The organism is Lutimaribacter saemankumensis, assembly GCF_900100005.1.
Lineage (GTDB): Bacteria > Pseudomonadota > Alphaproteobacteria > Rhodobacterales > Rhodobacteraceae > Lutimaribacter > Lutimaribacter saemankumensis.
Genome location: NZ_FNEB01000008.1, coordinates 106,787 through 122,688, shown reverse-complemented (window position 1 = coordinate 122,688; position 15,902 = coordinate 106,787). Strand labels below are relative to the sequence as shown.

At 63.2% G+C, this 15,902-nt stretch carries 18 protein-coding genes; 11 read left to right on the top strand and 7 right to left on the bottom strand.

All coding sequences use genetic code 11. The annotated features are described in order from the left end of the window. Positions 1-152: 152 nt before the first annotated feature. From BLT50_RS14975 to BLT50_RS14965, 3 genes are all read right to left on the bottom strand, one after another. On the bottom strand, positions 153-1,523 hold the full coding sequence (locus BLT50_RS14975; protein WP_090029514.1) for a glutamate--cysteine ligase: 1,371 nt from the start codon (positions 1,521-1,523) through the stop codon (positions 153-155). A 62-nt stretch (positions 1,524-1,585) separates the two neighbouring features. After that, positions 1,586-2,098, bottom strand: a complete 513-nt coding sequence (locus BLT50_RS14970) for a hypothetical protein (protein WP_090029513.1) — start codon at positions 2,096-2,098, stop codon at positions 1,586-1,588. Continuing rightward, positions 2,095-2,850, bottom strand: coding sequence for a 16S rRNA (uracil(1498)-N(3))-methyltransferase (locus BLT50_RS14965; protein ID WP_090029512.1), 756 nt, complete (start codon positions 2,848-2,850; stop codon positions 2,095-2,097). Before BLT50_RS14965 ends, BLT50_RS14970 begins: the two co-directional genes overlap by 4 nt. An 11-nt stretch (positions 2,851-2,861) precedes the next feature. Here BLT50_RS14965 and ubiA point away from each other — a divergent pair, with 11 nt between their 5' ends. From ubiA to BLT50_RS14950, 3 genes are read left to right on the top strand one after another with little or no spacing between them, the layout of a single operon-like run. Next, positions 2,862-3,842, top strand: a complete 981-nt coding sequence (gene ubiA, locus BLT50_RS14960; RefSeq protein WP_090029511.1) for a 4-hydroxybenzoate octaprenyltransferase — start codon at positions 2,862-2,864, stop codon at positions 3,840-3,842. A gap of 59 nt (positions 3,843-3,901) precedes the next feature. Next, entirely contained in the window at positions 3,902-5,812 is a 1,911-nt protein-coding gene (locus BLT50_RS14955) for an OmpA family protein (RefSeq protein ID WP_090029510.1), read from the top strand. Then, positions 5,805-6,128 (top strand): hypothetical protein, encoded by a 324-nt coding sequence (locus BLT50_RS14950; protein WP_090029509.1) that lies wholly within the window; start codon positions 5,805-5,807, stop codon positions 6,126-6,128. Before BLT50_RS14955 ends, BLT50_RS14950 begins: the two co-directional genes overlap by 8 nt. Here the strand turns inward: BLT50_RS14950 and BLT50_RS14945 are convergent, their stop codons facing one another. Both BLT50_RS14945 and BLT50_RS14940 read right to left on the bottom strand, forming a co-directional pair. Continuing rightward, on the bottom strand, positions 6,129-6,788 hold the full coding sequence (locus BLT50_RS14945; RefSeq protein ID WP_090029508.1) for a ChrR family anti-sigma-E factor: 660 nt from the start codon (positions 6,786-6,788) through the stop codon (positions 6,129-6,131). It lies immediately after the preceding gene. Positions 6,789-6,796: 8 nt separating this feature from the next. Next, positions 6,797-7,375: a sigma-70 family RNA polymerase sigma factor gene (locus tag BLT50_RS14940; RefSeq protein ID WP_217629241.1), complete on the bottom strand. Its 579-nt coding sequence runs from the start codon at positions 7,373-7,375 to the stop codon at positions 6,797-6,799. Positions 7,376-7,570: 195 nt separating this feature from the next. Here BLT50_RS14940 and BLT50_RS14935 point away from each other — a divergent pair, with 195 nt between their 5' ends. The 8 genes from BLT50_RS14935 (at position 7,571) to BLT50_RS14900 (ending at position 13,585) form a co-directional block, all read left to right on the top strand. Further along, positions 7,571-8,869 carry an NAD(P)/FAD-dependent oxidoreductase gene (locus tag BLT50_RS14935; RefSeq protein ID WP_090029507.1) on the top strand — a complete coding sequence of 433 codons (1,299 nt, stop codon included), beginning with the start codon at positions 7,571-7,573 and terminating at the stop codon, positions 8,867-8,869. Next, complete coding sequence (locus BLT50_RS14930) at positions 8,866-9,621, top strand: DUF1365 domain-containing protein (RefSeq protein WP_090029506.1); 756 nt, start codon at positions 8,866-8,868, stop codon at positions 9,619-9,621. The genes BLT50_RS14935 and BLT50_RS14930 overlap by 4 nt, the downstream gene beginning before the upstream one ends. Continuing rightward, positions 9,618-10,829 carry an MFS transporter gene (locus BLT50_RS14925; RefSeq protein ID WP_090029505.1) on the top strand — a complete coding sequence of 404 codons (1,212 nt, stop codon included), beginning with the start codon at positions 9,618-9,620 and terminating at the stop codon, positions 10,827-10,829. Before BLT50_RS14930 ends, BLT50_RS14925 begins: the two co-directional genes overlap by 4 nt. A 3-nt stretch (positions 10,830-10,832) precedes the next feature. After that, complete coding sequence (locus tag BLT50_RS14920; RefSeq protein ID WP_090029504.1) at positions 10,833-11,411, top strand: DUF3833 domain-containing protein; 579 nt, start codon at positions 10,833-10,835, stop codon at positions 11,409-11,411. Further along, the gene (locus BLT50_RS14915; protein WP_090029503.1) at positions 11,408-12,142 is read left to right on the top strand and encodes an SDR family NAD(P)-dependent oxidoreductase; all 735 of its coding nucleotides are present in this window, start codon (positions 11,408-11,410) and stop codon (positions 12,140-12,142) included. The genes BLT50_RS14920 and BLT50_RS14915 overlap by 4 nt, the downstream gene beginning before the upstream one ends. A 60-nt stretch (positions 12,143-12,202) precedes the next feature. Next, complete coding sequence (locus tag BLT50_RS14910; RefSeq protein WP_090029502.1) at positions 12,203-12,529, top strand: DUF3775 domain-containing protein; 327 nt, start codon at positions 12,203-12,205, stop codon at positions 12,527-12,529. A 377-nt stretch (positions 12,530-12,906) separates the two neighbouring features. Next, a complete protein-coding gene (locus tag BLT50_RS14905) occupies positions 12,907-13,212 on the top strand; it encodes a hypothetical protein (RefSeq protein WP_139170536.1) in 306 nt (101 codons plus the stop codon). 70 nt (positions 13,213-13,282) lie between these two features. After that, positions 13,283-13,585, top strand: a complete 303-nt coding sequence (locus BLT50_RS14900) for a hypothetical protein (RefSeq protein ID WP_090029500.1) — start codon at positions 13,283-13,285, stop codon at positions 13,583-13,585. A 76-nt stretch (positions 13,586-13,661) separates the two neighbouring features. Here BLT50_RS14900 and BLT50_RS14895 read toward each other — a convergent pair whose 3' ends face one another. Further along, on the bottom strand, positions 13,662-14,801 hold the full coding sequence (locus BLT50_RS14895; protein WP_090029499.1) for a saccharopine dehydrogenase family protein: 1,140 nt from the start codon (positions 14,799-14,801) through the stop codon (positions 13,662-13,664). Between the two features lie 30 nt (positions 14,802-14,831). After that, complete coding sequence (locus BLT50_RS14890) at positions 14,832-15,887, bottom strand: saccharopine dehydrogenase (RefSeq protein ID WP_090029498.1); 1,056 nt, start codon at positions 15,885-15,887, stop codon at positions 14,832-14,834. Positions 15,888-15,902 lie beyond the last annotated feature (15 nt).

The window sequence follows — 15,902 nt, the reverse complement described above, 5'->3', positions numbered from 1 at the left end:
CCCTTGGATCATGCGTTGCACGATCTTTAGCAGGCCGCGCAAATCGCGGATTGCCCATCCGACGCAATGCCGCACAAAACCGACCTGCGCGACATCTGTTGGCAGATTACGATCGGGAAAGCCGGTTGGCGGCCGCCAAGACCGGCCGCTGATCAGTAGCTGTATTCGTCGTAGATACGGCTCAGATCGCCGTTCCAGTCGCCGTGATAGCGTTCCAGCAACTCATCGGCCGGCGCCTGCCCGGTTTCGATGCTGTCTTCGAGCGCATGGAGGAAATGGCGTTCGTCCTGCACCATGCCGCCAAGCCCCGGACGCGCCCGCGCCTTGAGGCCCGCGCGGCTGATGTCCAGCACCTCGGAGGCAAGATCGATCATGCGGCGCCCGCCGACGATGGCCTGCAAGCCGCGCACCGACGCCTCGACGCGCCATGCCTCGCGGGTTTCGGCATCCCAGTGCTTTGCCAGATCCCAGGCGGCATCCAGGCTGTCCTGATGATACATCAGCCCGACCCAAAGCGCCGGAAGCGCACACAGCCGCCGCCACGGGCCACCATCCGCGCCGCGCATCTCCATGTATTTCTTTATCCGCGCTTCGGGGAAGATCGTGGTCAGGTGATCGGCCCAATCGCTGAGCGTGGGTGTCTCGCCCGGCAGGGCGGGCAGCTTGCCGTCAAGGAAATCGCGGAACGACTGCCCCAGCGCGTCGATATACTGCCCGTCGCGGTAGACGAAATACATCGGTACATCGAGCGCGTAATCGACATAGCGTTGGAAACCGAACCCGTCTTCGAAGACAAAGGGCAGCGTGCCCGTGCGCGCGGGATCAAGGTCGCGCCAGATGCGCGAGCGCCAGGATTTGTGACCGTTTGGCTTGCCCTCGAAAAATGGCGAATTGGCGAAAAGCGCCGTGGCGACCGGTTGCAGCGCCAGCGCGACGCGCAGCTTTTTCACCATGTCCGCCTCGGACGAGAAATCGAGATTCACCTGCACGGTGCAGGTGCGGTACATCATGGATTTGCCCATGGTGCCGACCTTGTCCATGTAGGACGTCATCAGGCGATAGCGCCCCTTGGGCATCATCGGCATCTGTTCATGCGTCCATTCGGGCGCCGCCCCAAGTCCGATGAAGCCGACACCGACCTTGTCGGCGATGTCCTTCACCTCGCGCAGGTGCTCGTTCACCTCGTCGCAGGTCTGGTGAATGGTTTCGAGCGCCGCGCCCGACAGTTCCAGCTGCCCGCCCGGTTCGAGGCTGATATTCGCACCGTCCTTGGTCAGCCCGATCAGGTTGCCCGCCTCTTCGACCGGGGTCCAGCCGTGCTTTTCGCGCAGCCCTTCCAGCACCGCCTTGACGCTGCGCGGGCCATCATACGGGATCGGCAGATGGGTGTCCTTGCAGTAGCCGAATTTCTCGTGCTCGGTGCCGATGCGCCAGTCTTGCTTTGGCTTGCAGCCGCTTTCCAGGTAGCTGGCCAGTTGGTCAAAGCTTTCGATCGGCCCGCCGCCGGACTGTGGGATGGACATGGGTTGGCTCTCCGATCCTTGCTTTCAAACGCGGCAATGGGTGCGATGAATTGATGCCGCTGTCAATGTAGACGGGGCCGGCTTTTTTGCCAGATAACGACAGGTGCCTGTGCGCCACCGCGCAACTCGGCCAGCATTTTGGGGGTATCGAGCCCCGGCAAACGCGCGAACGCGTCGAAAAGCGCATCCGCCCCTTCGGCGGTGACGGGAATTTCCAAGGGCATCTGACCGGGCGCGAAGAGCCGCCAGACCGCCGGGTTGCGCGTCGGGTCGAGTTCCAGCCGGTCGAGGTCTTCCAGTGCCACTGCGCCACCGTGGAACGGCCCGAGCCAGGCAATCGCGCCTTCGTCCACGGTCACTACACCGGGACCGCCGCGGCCTGAGTGAAACCGCGCCCGGCGGATGCCCGTCCAAATCAGCGCTGCGGCCACGGGCAGGACAAGCCAGCCGATCCAGTTCAGGATGCCATGCGCGCCCAGGGCCCACCAAAGACCGAGACTGCCCAGCGCCGCACCAATCAGCGCGTCGCGCCAGCGCAGCACGGTTTCCATCGCCTCGGGGCGGACAAAGCTCATCGCCAGTCACCCAGCGCCATCTGCCACAAAGCAAGCGCGGCGACGGCAGCCGTGTCGGCACGCAGGATGCGCGGGCCAAGGCTGACCGCGTTGGCATGGGGAAACTCGCGCAACCGTGCGCGTTCGGCATCGGAAAATCCGCCTTCGGGTCCGATCAGGATCGCCCAGCGGCCACTTTCCGGGGCGCTGCGCCCCTCATCGCAGAAGAGGCCCGACAGGGCCGATGATGCACCGGCAAGCCCTTCGTCGCAAAAGAGAATTTGCCGTTCGCCGTCCCAACCGTCCAGCACCCGGTCAAGCCGCTGAAGATCGCAGACCTCTGGCACGAAGGTGCCGCCGCATTGCTCGGCGGCTTCGACGGCATGGGCCTGAAGCCGGTCCTGGCGGATACGTTCGGCATTGGTGAAGTCGGTCTGCACCGGCAGGATGCGGGCAGCGCCCATCTCGGCGGCCTTCTCGACGATGAAATCGGTGCGCGCCTTCTTGATCGGCGCAAACATCAGCCAAAGGTCGGGCGGCATCTGCAGGGGCCGCGTCCGGGCCTCGCAGGTCAGCTCTCCCGCGCGCTTTCCGGCTTGCGTGACATGGGCCAGCCATTCACCGTCGCGGCCGTTGAACAGCAGCACCGCCGCGCCTTCGGACTGGCGCATGACGCCGAAAAGGTAATGCGCCTGATCACGATCCAACGGGACGCATTGCCCCTCGGCCAGAGGGTGATCTACATAGAGGCGTATTTTTGCAGTCGAACTCATGGGGCGACCATATGACCACACCCGACCGGACGCCAGAGGGCACAACCACCGAAGGACAGGTGGCCGACGCCTATCGCGGCAACTGGGTCGACCGGCGCGCGCCCGCATGGTCACGGCCTTACCTGCGCCTGTCGCGGGCCGACCGGCCGATCGGCACCTGGCTGCTCCTGATCCCGTGCTGGTGGGGGCTGGCGCTGGCGATGCTCCATGATGGCCAACCCCGCTGGGAAGACGCCTGGATCTTCCTGTCCTGCGGGATCGGCGCGTGGCTGATGCGCGGGGCCGGCTGCACCTGGAACGACATCACCGACCGCGATTTCGACGGCTCGGTGGCGCGCACGGCGTCGCGCCCCATCCCGTCCGGCCAGGTCAGCGTCAAACAGGCTGCGGGCTGGATGATCCTGCAGGCCCTTTTGGCCTTTGGCATCCTGCTGACCTATAACGGCGCGGCGATCGTCATGGGGATCGTGTCGCTGCTGCCGGTGGCGATCTACCCATTCGCCAAGCGGTTCACCTGGTGGCCCCAGATATTCCTGGGGCTTGCCTTCAACTGGGGCGCGATGCTGGCCTGGGTGGCGCATACCGGCTACCTGCACCCGGCGCCGATGGTTCTGTACATGGCCGGGATCGCGTGGACGTTGTTCTATGACACGATCTATGCCCACCAGGACAAGGAAGACGACGCGCTGATCGGCGTCAAATCGACCGCGCGGCTGTTCGGGTCGGACACCGCGATGTGGCTCCGCCGGTTCATGGCTGCGACGGTCGCGCTGATGGCGATGGCGATCCTGTCGGCGATGGCGGGGCGCGGCGGCGACCCGCTGGCCATCGGCCTTGCGATCTTCGGCCCCTGGGCGATGGGCTGGCACATGGTCTGGCAGATGCGCAAGCTGCAGATCGACGACCCCGACATCTGCCTGATGCTGTTCCGCGCCAATCGCGATACCGGGCTGATCCCCTTGCTGTTTTTCGCCGGTGCGATGCTCCTTTGATTGCACCTCTCCGCCCACGGCCCTAAGAAGCGGTATCAAAGTCTGGACCCGGCTGTTTCATGCGTCTTTCTTCGATTGCCTATATCGCTGCAACCTTTGCCGCCGGCGCGATCATCTGCGTGATCGTAGCGGTATTCGCCGTCAACGTGATCCAGGACAATTCCGAACGCGGCGTCCGGCAAGCACTGGACCGGGCTGAGCTGCACTGGGCCGAGGTCGAGGCCGACGGGTTGCGTGTCTACCTGACAGGCACCGCCCCGACCGAGGCCATACGATTCCAGGCGCTGTCGACCGCGGGCAAGATCGTGGATGCCGCGCGCATCATCGACCGTATGGACGTGACCGAATCCAAACGCATCAAGCCGCCCCGCTTTTCTATCGAGATTCTGCGGAATGACAGCGGCATTTCCCTGATCGGCCTTGTCCCCGCGTCCACCGACCGTGACGCACTGGCCGAAGACCTCGCCGACCTTTCCGAGGGCGCGCAGGTGACCGACCTGCTGGAAAGCGCGGATTATCCGGTGCCGGACGGTTGGGACGTGGCGGTCGACTATGCGGTGGACGCCCTGGAACAGCTGCGGCGCGCCAAGGTTTCGGTCAGCGCCAACCAGGTGGTCATCACGGCGATCTCGGACAGCGTGACGGCCAAGCGAAAGCTGGAAAGCGGCCTGTCGCGCGCGGCCCCGCTGGGGCTGCGGCTGGCGTTGGAGATCAGCGCACCGCGGCCGGTGATTACGCCCTTTACCCTGCGCTTCCTGATCGAAGATGGCACTGCCCGCTTCGACGCCTGCTCGGCGGACAGCGACACCGCTCGTGACCGTATCCTCGGCGCGGCGATGCGCGCGGGCCTGCAGGGCAAGGCGGACTGCACGGTCGGTCTTGGCGTGCCTTCGCCCAACTGGTCGGTTGCCGCCGAACAGGCAATCGGCGCGCTTGCCACCCTTGGTGGGGGATCGGTGACATTCGCCGATGCAGACATCACCCTGATCGCAGCCGAAGGCACGGACGAGGCGCTTTTCGACCGCACGGTCGGCGAACTGGAAAACAGCCTGCCGGATGTTTTCGCGCTCCACACCGTGTTGCCCCGGCCAAAAGACACGAAGCAGGCCGGCCCGCCCGAATTCGTGGCAACCCTGTCGCCCGAAGGGCTGCTGCAACTTCGTGGCCGTGTCAGCGACGAGTTGAGCCGCGTCGCCACCGAAAGCTTTGCCCGCGCCCGGTTCGGTTCCGACAAGATCTATGTCGGCGCGCGGCTGGACGAAACCCTGCCAAAGGACTGGCCTGTGCGCGTTCTTGCCGGGCTCGAAGCGCTTTCGAAGCTGTCGAACGGCGCCGTGATCGTCCAGCCCGACACGGTGAAGGTCACCGGGAACACCGGCAACAAGGAGGCGTCGGCCGAGATATCGCGGCTGCTTGTCGACAAGCTGGGAGAGGCGGAGCGCTTCGACATCGACGTGACCTACCAGGAAAAGCTGGACCCGATCGCGTCCATCCCGACGCCGGATGAATGCGAGGCGGAAATCGCCGCGATCCTGTCCGCGCGCAAGATCAACTTCGAGCCCGGCTCGGCCACACCGGATTCCGAAGCCGGCGGCATCATCGACGACATTGCAGAGATCCTGAAGCAATGCGGCGAGGTGCGGATGGAAATCGGCGGCCATACCGACAGCCAGGGCCGCGAGGTCATGAACCAGCAGCTCAGCCAGGCCCGGGCCCAGGCGGTTCTGAACGCCTTGCGCGACCGACGCGTCCTGACGTCGAACATCACCGCCAAGGGATATGGCGAGGAACAGCCCATCGCGGACAACGAAACCGAAGAGGGCCGCGAGGCCAACCGCCGGATCGAGTTCAAGCTGATCCGCCCGGAACCGATGGAAGAGGTGGAAACGACGCTTGAAAGTGTCGAGCAGCCCACCGTAGACATACCGGACGACGAGGCCGCGTCGGAAGAAGGATCAACTGATGAATAGAACCGAGATCATCATCGCCACGGCAGTCATCCTGTTCGTGGCGTTCTGCGTGGGCTGGTTCGCGCATTGGCTGATCCACCGCTTCACCCGTGTGTCGCGCGCCGATATGGGCGAGCTGGAGCGGATGGCACAGGAATTGCACGAGGCCGAGGAAACCCGCGATCAGGCAATCACCTACCTGCAACAGCGCGAGGCAGAGCTGACCAACCAGATCAGTCAGACCGAGGCCGAGTTGGCCGCCGCCATGGAAGGCCTGCGCGACGCGCGATACGAGGCAGAAGAACTGCGTGCCGAGTTGGAACGCGGTCGCGGCTGATCAGATTTTCAGGAACGGCTGCGCCAGACGCGGTACGATACCACGGAACCGCAGCGGCGCGTCCGTCGCGGCAAGGCAGATGCAATCCTCGCCGATATCCGCGATGGGCGTATGTTCGAGATCTTCATCCGCAACCTCGACATCGCCGCGCGCGAACCGATCGTCTTCGTCCATGAACGCACCCTGCAGCACCAGCGTCAGTTCGGTGCCACGGTGACCGTGATCGGGAACCGCACAGCCCGCGGGAATGTACAACAAACGCACGCTGGCATCATGGCTGGTCGGCAGGATCGCTTGCCGCACACCCATTCCGACCGGTTTCCATTTCACCGCTTCGACGTCGCCGCCGACATAATCCTGCAACGGACCGGGGAACACGCCGCGCGACTTGCGGGGCTTTTCCTTGGGCGCAACCTGCGGCGCACCTTCCAGGATGCGCGCCATCGTGGCGTCCAGCGCCCCTGCGTCCAGTTCGGCACTCCCACATTCTTCGAGCATCGCACCGCCCAACGTGTCGAAGCTGCCAAGCCGTGCCCGGCATTCGTCGCAAAGCGATACATGCGTCGCGACGACAAGGCTGAAGGCTTCGGGCAGGCTGCCGGCGGAATAGGCCATCAGCAGTTCGTCGGTCAGGTGGTGTTTGATCTGCGGTGTCTTCATTGCGGTCTTCACTTCATTTCGTGGCGCAGTCTTTCCAACGCCAATCTGATGCGGGATTTGATCGTGCCAAGGGGTAAACCGGTTTCCGCCGCGATTTCGCTATGCGACAGATCCCCGAAATAGGCGCGCTCGATCAACTCCCTCTGTTTCGGTGGCAGTTCGGCCAGGGCCTGGCCTAGTGCCTGTGTCTCTTGCTGCAGGGTCAGGACATCTTCCTGATCCGGCTCGGCCGCAGGGCCCCAGGGCAAATCCTCGGGCTCGGGCCTGTTCTGCTTGCGCAGCGCGTCGATCTTGCGGTTCCGGGCAATCGTGAAAATCCACGTTGCAACCGTCGCACGCGCCGGATCGAACATGTGCGCCTTATGCCAAAGCGTGGCCATCACCTCTTGGGCACATTCCTCGGCCAGCGCCGCGTCTGCGCCCGATTTCATCAGGAACGCTTTGACCCGTGGCGCGAAATGCCGAAACAGTTCGGCAAAAGCTGCCTGGTCCTTATCGTCCCGGATGCGGCTGACATGCGCGGCCCAGTCGTCCGACCGTATTGGTCCTTTTCTGCTCAACTCTTCGCTTCCCGCGGTGCCATTCATATCCCGATCAGCCCTAGCACGCGCAGCGCGTAACGGCGATACGACATTTGAGTCAGGCACCCCGGTTTGCTCAAACATGTCGGGGATACGCATGTTTTTATGTAGCGGATCACTTTGTGCACAAATTTTTTTCACATCCAATCTTGCCCGCCCCGCGTATCCCGAAAGACAAGAAAACATCGGAGAACCAAGAACATGCCATTTGAGGCGGGCCGCGTTGCCCCAAAAAGAATCGCCGTCATCGGAGCAGGTATTTCGGGCATGGGCGCCGCCCACATGTTGTCGGCGACCCACAACGTTACACTGATCGAGGCCGAGGGCCGTCTTGGCGGGCATGCACGCACCATCATTGCCGGCAGGAACGGCGATCAACCCGTCGATACGGGGTTTATCGTATTCAACTATGCCAACTATCCGCATCTTGCCGCACTGTTCGACGAACTGGACGTTCCGGTAACCGAATCCAACATGAGCTTCGGCGCTTCGCTGAACGGCGGCGCGCTTGAATACGGGCTGGCCAGCCTCGGTGCCCTGTTTGCGCAAAAGCGCAACATGTTGAACCCGAAATTCCTGCGGATGATCCGCGATGTCGTGCATTTCAATGCCAATGCGCTGACCGAGGCGCAGGACCGGTCGCTTTCGATCGGCGATTTCCTTGAAAAGATGGGCACGGGCGACTGGTTCCGCGACTATTACCTGCTGCCGCTGTCCGGCGCGATATGGTCCACCCCGGTGGAAAAGATCATGGATTTCCCCGCCCATGCGATGGTGCAGTTCTTTGAAAACCACGCTTTGCTGCATCACACGGGCCAGCATCAATGGTACACCGTTCAGGGCGGTTCGGCCTCGTATGTATCCCGCCTTGAAACGGCGATGCGCAACCGCGGTGTCGATATCCGCCTGGGCAGCCCCGTGGACGCGGTGCGGCGCGATGTGGCGGGTGTGGAAGTCAAGCTTGCCGGCGGCGAATGGGAACGCTTCGACGATGTGGTTTTTGCCACGCACTCGGACGATACGCTGCGCCTGCTGGCCGATCCGTCGGCCGAGGAACGGGCCGGCCTTGGCGCCATCGCCTATCAGCCGAACGACATCGTCCTTCACGCCGACGCGTCGATCATGCCAAAGCGCCGCCAGGTCTGGTCCAGCTGGAACTACACCGAAACCGCCGGCAAGCAGAGCGACCGCATCGACCTGACCTATTGGATGAACAAGCTTCAGCCGATCCCGCAGGACGATCCGCATTTCGTGACGCTGAACACCACGCGCCCGATCCGCGAAGAGCTGATCTATGACACGGTGACCTTGCGCCACCCGGTCTACGATCTGGCCGCCCTTCAGGCACAAAAGGACATGGCGGCACTGAACGGCACCCGCAACACCTGGTTCTGCGGCGCCTGGATGAAGCACGGCTTCCACGAAGACGGGCTGTCCAGCGCGGTCGACGTGGCCGAGGCGATCGCAAGCCGCACGGAAATCGCGGTGGCCGCCGAATGAGCCGGGTCGACCATATCTCGGGCCACACATGGCACGGGCGCAAGGGCGCGGTCGAAAACGCGTTCCGTTATGGCGTGGACTACGTTCTGCTCGATCCCGAAGCCACTCCGCGCCTGCCAGCGCTCATGTCGCGCAACCGCGCGAACCTGACATCTTTTCACGATCAAGACTACGGCGGCGCCCCCGGTGAAGGGCGCGGTGCCGCATGGGTACGCGAGGTGCTGCAGGCGCATGACCTGCCCGCCCCGGACCGGATCGAGCTGCTGACCCAGCCGCGCGTTCTGGGCCACGTGTTCAACCCGGTGTCTTTCTGGCTCTGCCGGGATGCGAACGCGCATCTGCGCGTCGTCATCGCCGAAGTGACCAACACGTTCGGCGACAGGCATTCCTATCTTGTGCACCGCGACGACCTTGAACCGATCGAACCCACCGACAGGCTGAGGGCGACAAAGATTTTTCATGTCTCGCCGTTCCAGCAGGTCGATGGCAATTACGAATTCCGCTTCGATATTCGCGACGACAGGATCGGCATCTGGATCGATTTCACCGGCGGCAATGGCGGTGTGATCGCCACGCTGTGCGGGACAAGGCAACCGCTGACGAACATGGGCCTGATCCGTGCGACGCTGCGTCGTCCGTTCGGTTCGCGCCGCGTTCTGGCGCTGATCCATTGGCAGGCGCTTAAACTGTGGTGGAAAGGCGCACGCTATCGCGCCCGCCCCGAACCGCCCGTCCACGAGGTTTCGCGGTGACGAACCGCGCCGCCCCCCTGCCCGCCTACGGGCTGTTTGCAGGCCTGCTGGCATCGGCGGGCCTGCCGCTCTATATCCACGCGCCCAAGGTCTATGTGGACCAGTATGGCGTGTCGCTGGCGGCATTGGGGTCGGTCTTGTTCGGGTTGCGCCTGCTGGACGTTGTGCAGGATCCACTTTTGGGGCGGCTGGCCGGGCGTCTGCGGCATCATCGCGGCACCGCGATCGTGGCCGCCATCGCCGTGATGGCCGCCTCCATGCTGGGGCTTTTCGCGGTTACACCGCCAATCGCGCCGCTTTTGTGGTTCGCGCTGATGCTGACGGGGATCTTTTCCGCCTTCAGTTTTCTGACCATCTGTTTTTACGCGCAAGGTGTGGACCGGGCCGGCCGCATGGGGGCTGGCGGGCATCTGCGTCTTGCACGCTGGCGCGAAACCGGGGCCTTGATCGGTGTTTGCGCTGCGGCGGTCGCACCCGTGGTGCTGGGCGGCTTTACCGCTTTTGCGCTGGCATTCGCGATACTGGCCGGTGCGGCCGCGCTGGCGATGCGCCACGAATGGCGCGCGGTCGCGCCGTCGGATGCGGGCTTCGCCCCGGTTCTGCGCGACAGCCAAGCGCGCAAATTGTTGCTGATCGCGCTGGTCAACGCGGCCCCGGTCGCCGTCAGCTCGACCCTGTTCCTGTTCTTTGTCGAAAGCCGCCTGCAGGCCCCTGGTGCCGAAGGGCCGCTGTTGCTGCTGTTTTTCCTGTCCGCCGCGCTGGCCGCGCCTTTCTGGTCGCGCGCAGCCGAGCGCCACGGCGCCAAGCGCGTTCTGATCGCGGGCATGATCCTGTCCATCGCGGCCTTCGCCTTTGCCGTCACCCTGGGGGCGGGCGATACCGTGGCCTTTGCCGTGATCTGCGTGGCCTCGGGGGCGGCGCTTGGCGCGGACATGACGCTTTTGCCCGCCATCTTTTCCGCCCGGATGGAGCGTATCGCGCCGGGCGCGGCCGGCGCCTTCGGGCTTTGGTCCTTCGTTTCGAAATTCACCCTTGCCTTCGCCGCGGTGACCCTGCTTCCCGCGCTTCAGGCCGCAGGCTTCGAACCTGGAACCGCGAACGACGCAGAGGCTCTTTTCGCGCTGAGCCTGGCCTATGGCGCGGTGCCCTGCCTGCTCAAGCTTTTGGCCATCGCACTTGTACTAACCATAGAACCCAAGGAGGTCTGAGACATGGACGCCCCTGTCTGGATACTCGCCGGCATCCTCGTTGCGCTGCTTCTGGTATGGATCCGACAACGTTTTGCCAGCTTTGTCGCCCAATCGCCGGAGGACTACGAAACCGGAGAACCCTTCGATCTGCGCACACATCTGAGCGGCCCGATGGTCTGCGACGGGGTGATCTATGGACCGACAGGCCGGGTCGCGTCACGGTTCTCGGCCGAGTTCGATATACATTGGGACGGCAATCGCGGCGTGATGGCCGAGCATTTCCGCTATGACAGCGGGACCGAACAACAGCGCGAATGGCGGCTGGAGCTGGGAAATGACGGCACGGTGCGCGCCGAAGCCGACGATGTTGTCGGCACCGGAATCGGACGGCAACACGGCTCGGCCCTGCATCTGAAATACCGCATCCGGCTGACCGAAGACGCGGGCGGCCATGTCCTCAGCGTGACCGACTGGATGTATCTTGCCCCCGACGGCGCCGTTGTGAACCGCAGCCAGTTCCGCAAATTCGGCATCAAGGTCGCCGAACTGGTCGCCGTGATGCGCCCGAAACCGCAAGAAGCCCGGGACCGCGCTGCATGATGGATTGGCGCGGAAAGACATACTGGCTGATAGGTGCCTCCGAGGGCCTTGGCGCAGCGCTGGCCCAAAAGCTGAGCGGCGCCGGCGCGCACCTGATCCTGTCGGCACGAAATGCCGACAGGCTGAAGGAACTGGCCGACAGTCTGCCGGGCGCGGCCGACATCCTGCCGATGGACGTGCAGGACGACGACAGCGTAACCAAGGCCTGCGAAGCCGTGGGCGAAATCGACGGGCTTGTCTGGTTGGCAGGCGTTTACTGGCCAATGCCGGCAACCGAATGGGATGTCGACAAGGGCGTCGCAATGGCGGATGTGAACTTCACCGGTGCCTTCCGCGTGCTGGGCCGCGCGGTGCCCGCCATGGTCGCCAGGCAATCCGGTCACGTCGTCATCATCGGCAGCCTGTCGGGGTTCCGCGGATTGCCCGGAGCGATCGGTTACGCACCGTCCAAGGCAGGTGTGATGGCTTTGGGGGAATCGCTTTATGCCGATCTCCACCGCACGCCCATAAAGGTGCAACTGGCCAATCCCGGCTTCATTCGCACCCGGCTGACCGACAAGAACGATTTCCGAATGCCTTTCCTGATGGAACCCGAAGACGCCGCGCGTGAAGTGTTCGAACTGATGTGCACCCCGGATCGGTTCAAGAAAAGCTTTCCACGGGTGTTCAGTTGGGTTTTTCGGCTGTCGCAGTTTCTGCCCGACTGGCTGTATTACCGACTATTTGCGTAAGATCAAAGACGCGGACTGTGCTATGAGGTGACTGTTCCAAAAGGAAACGCCGGAGGAGTCATGCTCGATATATCTGTACGTAAAGTCGCAAACGTCATTCTCATGGCGCGGGAAATCGGCCGCGCCGAAGGGGAACTGCGCGCTTTCATCGACCGCCTGAGCGAAGAGGAACAGATTTCGCTGGTTGCCCTGATGTGGATCGGGCGCGGAAGTTTCGACGCCGAAGAGCTGGACGAAGCCAAGGCCACCGCCGCCGCCGAAGCGACAACACCGACTGCGGACTACCTGCTCGGTTCGCCCCATCTGAGCGACCATCTCGAGAACGGACTGGATGCACTTGGCCTGTCTGCGACCGGCGACGAAGACGATTTGATGGGGCATCGCTAACGCGAAACACCTCCTTTGTGCGATGGCGCACGAACGACCTGCAGAAAGCGCAACACCGGGCCATTCTGGTCCGGTTTTCTTTTTGTGCCTTCGTTCACAAAACACGTTTTTTTCGATGCCGCCTGCGTGATTTGTGAGCGAACTACAAATCCAAGGCCGAAAAATTCCCTTTTAAGACGTTGTCTTTTATATATTTTTTTCCAGAAAACCAAAAGTGTGTGTTTGCGCACAAAACTGCTCTCAATCGAACACGGCAGGGTGAATTCTGGTGTTTTGAATTTTCGCACAGAAGGGGCCAAGTCTTGTCTCACAACGCAACGCAAGACGCGGAGCGACAGACAGAAAAGATGGAATACCCATCTGGAAGGAGAGTAACGATGAGACGCATGACTATGGCATTCGCCCTGATCGCAAGCGCAGCCGCAGCACCGGCTTTTGCAGAAAACGCCCTGACCGGCACGACCATTTCGACCATGGGTGACCAGGCAATCGTATCGCTGCACCCCAGCGAACGCGGCATCGGCATGGCAGGTATCGTCGAAGCCACCAAAGGCGACAGCGTGGCACTGCCCGCCGAACGCATCCTGACCCCGCGCGAAGAAGCACTGGCGAAAAACGGCACCGTGACGGGTAACTTGTTCCCGAGCAACGGTAACGCAGTCACCGTTTACGGCGCACGGTAACGAAACGGAGCAGGCGGGGAGCCCTCCCCGCCTACACCGAACAGCATTTGATGAAGAAAGGAGTTAAGCAATGAAACGCGCACTTACAGCAATTACCCTGATCGCGGCAACTGCAACGCCTGCCCTGGCCAATCCGGCACTGGACGGCACCGTGATTTCCACTCGCGGCGAGGACAACATCGTTGCGCTCCACCCCAAGGAAAGCGCAATCGGTGACAAGGGTCTGGTCGCGGCACAGGACGGCATGTCCATGCGCCTGTCCGCCGAGCGCATCCTGCAAGAGCGTGAACAGGCCCGCGTCGATGGGCAATATGTGACCGGCTACACCTTCCCGAGCGAGGAAACCGCCGTCACCCAATACGGCGCACGTTAACCTTTTCCTCCCCCGGACCGTATGGTCCGACACTCCCCGATGCCCCGTCCGGCCCTGCCGGACGGGGTTTTCTTCGTCAGGCGTGATCCACGATCTGCAGATGCTGCGCCAGCTTGCCGATTTCCCCCATGAAACGCTGCAGCAACTTGGGATCCGACGGCGCGGCGGTGACACCGGCGGGCACCTCGCGGTTCAGAACCGCTTCGACTGCCAGCGAAACCGGGATCGACACAAGGCGCGCCATGGCCGTCCCACGGGCATCGCCCCAGGCGTCCATGACATAGGTCTTGTGCCAGACCGGAACGCCGTCCTTTTCCGCCTTCAGGCCGACGCACAGAACCACGCGGTCGGGCTCTCCCTCGTCATAGGCATTGTCGCGCCAGAACTGGTCGGACATCTCTTTCAGGCGCGCCTCGCCGGCCTCGCCCTCAAGCGTTTCGATCTCGGCAAACACGCCGCTCCATGCGTCGGACCAGCCATTCAGGCGCAGCGTACCGCGCACGAACTCCTTCACCGGCCAGCTTTCCTCGAAATGGTACTGCGCCATGAACGGGATCGAGTCGCGGTTGGGATAAACCTCGAACGCCTCGGGCTGCGGCAGCGGGGCGGTGTAGCTGGAAATCGCGTCCCAGGGCCGGTTGACGCGCAGTTCGGTAAAGTCCCGGATCGAGCGCGACGGAGAGCGCAGCGCCTTGAGCACCCCCAGCGGCGACCAGCTGAACTTATAGCGGAACGCGTTGGGAATCTTGGGCACACCGCCGCAATAGGAAATGAAGGATACCGTGTTCTTCGGATCGTATGCTTTTGACGCCAGGTAATCGGCCACAAGCTGGTGCGCCATCAGGTGGTCGATGCCCGGATCGAGCCCGATTTCATTCACGAAACGCAGCCCCTTTTCGCGTGCCGCATCGTCCAGCGCGCGCATTTCCGGTGCGATGTAGGACGAGCTGACGAAATGAGCCCCTTTTTCAAGGCACAGCTCGGCCAGCGGAACGTGCCAGTCGCCGGGCAACATCGACACGACGACATCGCCGGATTGCAAGACGGCGGCCAGCGCATCGCGGTCGAAGGCACGGATGTCGTCCGTCAGATCGCCGACAGCTTCTTTTGCCTTGTCCACAGTGCGGTTCCAAACCGTCACTTCGTGTCCCTCCTGCAGCAGACGCCGCAGCCCGGGAATGGCCGACAGGCCGGTGCCGCACCAATGAATCGTCATCCTTCTCTCCCCTTTTTCTTGGGCGCGCATTCAGACACGCGCGATGTTTTCGTCGAACGTGGCCTTCGCCCGTCCCCACACTCCGCCGTCGAGATCGCCCAGCGTCAGCAAGGACGGCAGCAATTGCGCCGCATAGTCCTGAGAGCTTTCCTCCGGCAGCATCGACGGCAGGTTGTCGATCGCCATCACGTCCAATACCGGATCGTCATGCACGCGAAGGGCCGGCTTTTCCCAGGTCGTCGTGCGATCATAAACCTTGATCGGCGAGAAATCCGAGGTCGGATCGCAGGCGATATCCCCGATCGCGGTCAACCGGCGCGGCGCGGTTTTCGCGTCCGCCGGAACGAAGACCGGACAGCCCGGCTGCGCCAGGATGCAATTCAGGAAAACCTCATGCTCCAGAACTTCGGGGAACGGGCCGCCATGCGCGGTTTCGGCCATGTCCCACCGCGTGACAGTCACCCCCACCGCCTCGCACAGATCCGATGCCCCGGTGCCCACACGGCCCAGTGCCCCGATCACGATGGCGCGTGGCCGCGCGGCGCCGGTCGCGTCCATTTCCTGCGCCAGCGACGACACCAGAGCATCGCGCCCCGCATAAACGCCCACCGGCCCGCAGATACCGCCGCGCTGTTGTGCGGCCCAGGTCATCAGCGTGACGGCCGCGCCGGCGAAACCTGCCCAATAGCCGAATGCGGCAACGCGGCGACCCTCTTCGGTGACGAGGTATTCCAGGTCATAAAGCGCGCCGCCCCCCGCCCTGAACCGGCGCAGCAGGTCTTGCCCGGCGGGCTGCCCCTTGTAGGCATGGCCGAACATGATGTGGCGATGGTGCAGCGGCGTGCCATCTTCGGGCAGTTCCTTGAGGCCGAAGATGATCGCGTCCTCGGGCGCTTGCGGCCAGCTGTTTTCCGGCGCGATCTCGGCCCCCGCGTCGCGGTAACCATCTATGGGAATGGCGCGCACGCTGCTTTGCTCGACAGTAACGCGGATACCGGCCGCGATCAGTGCGGCGCAGCCTTCGGGCGTCAGACCGACCCGCTCTTCGTTCTCGCGCTGCTCGGCGCGCACCCACAGATGTGTCATGTGTCCCTCATGTGA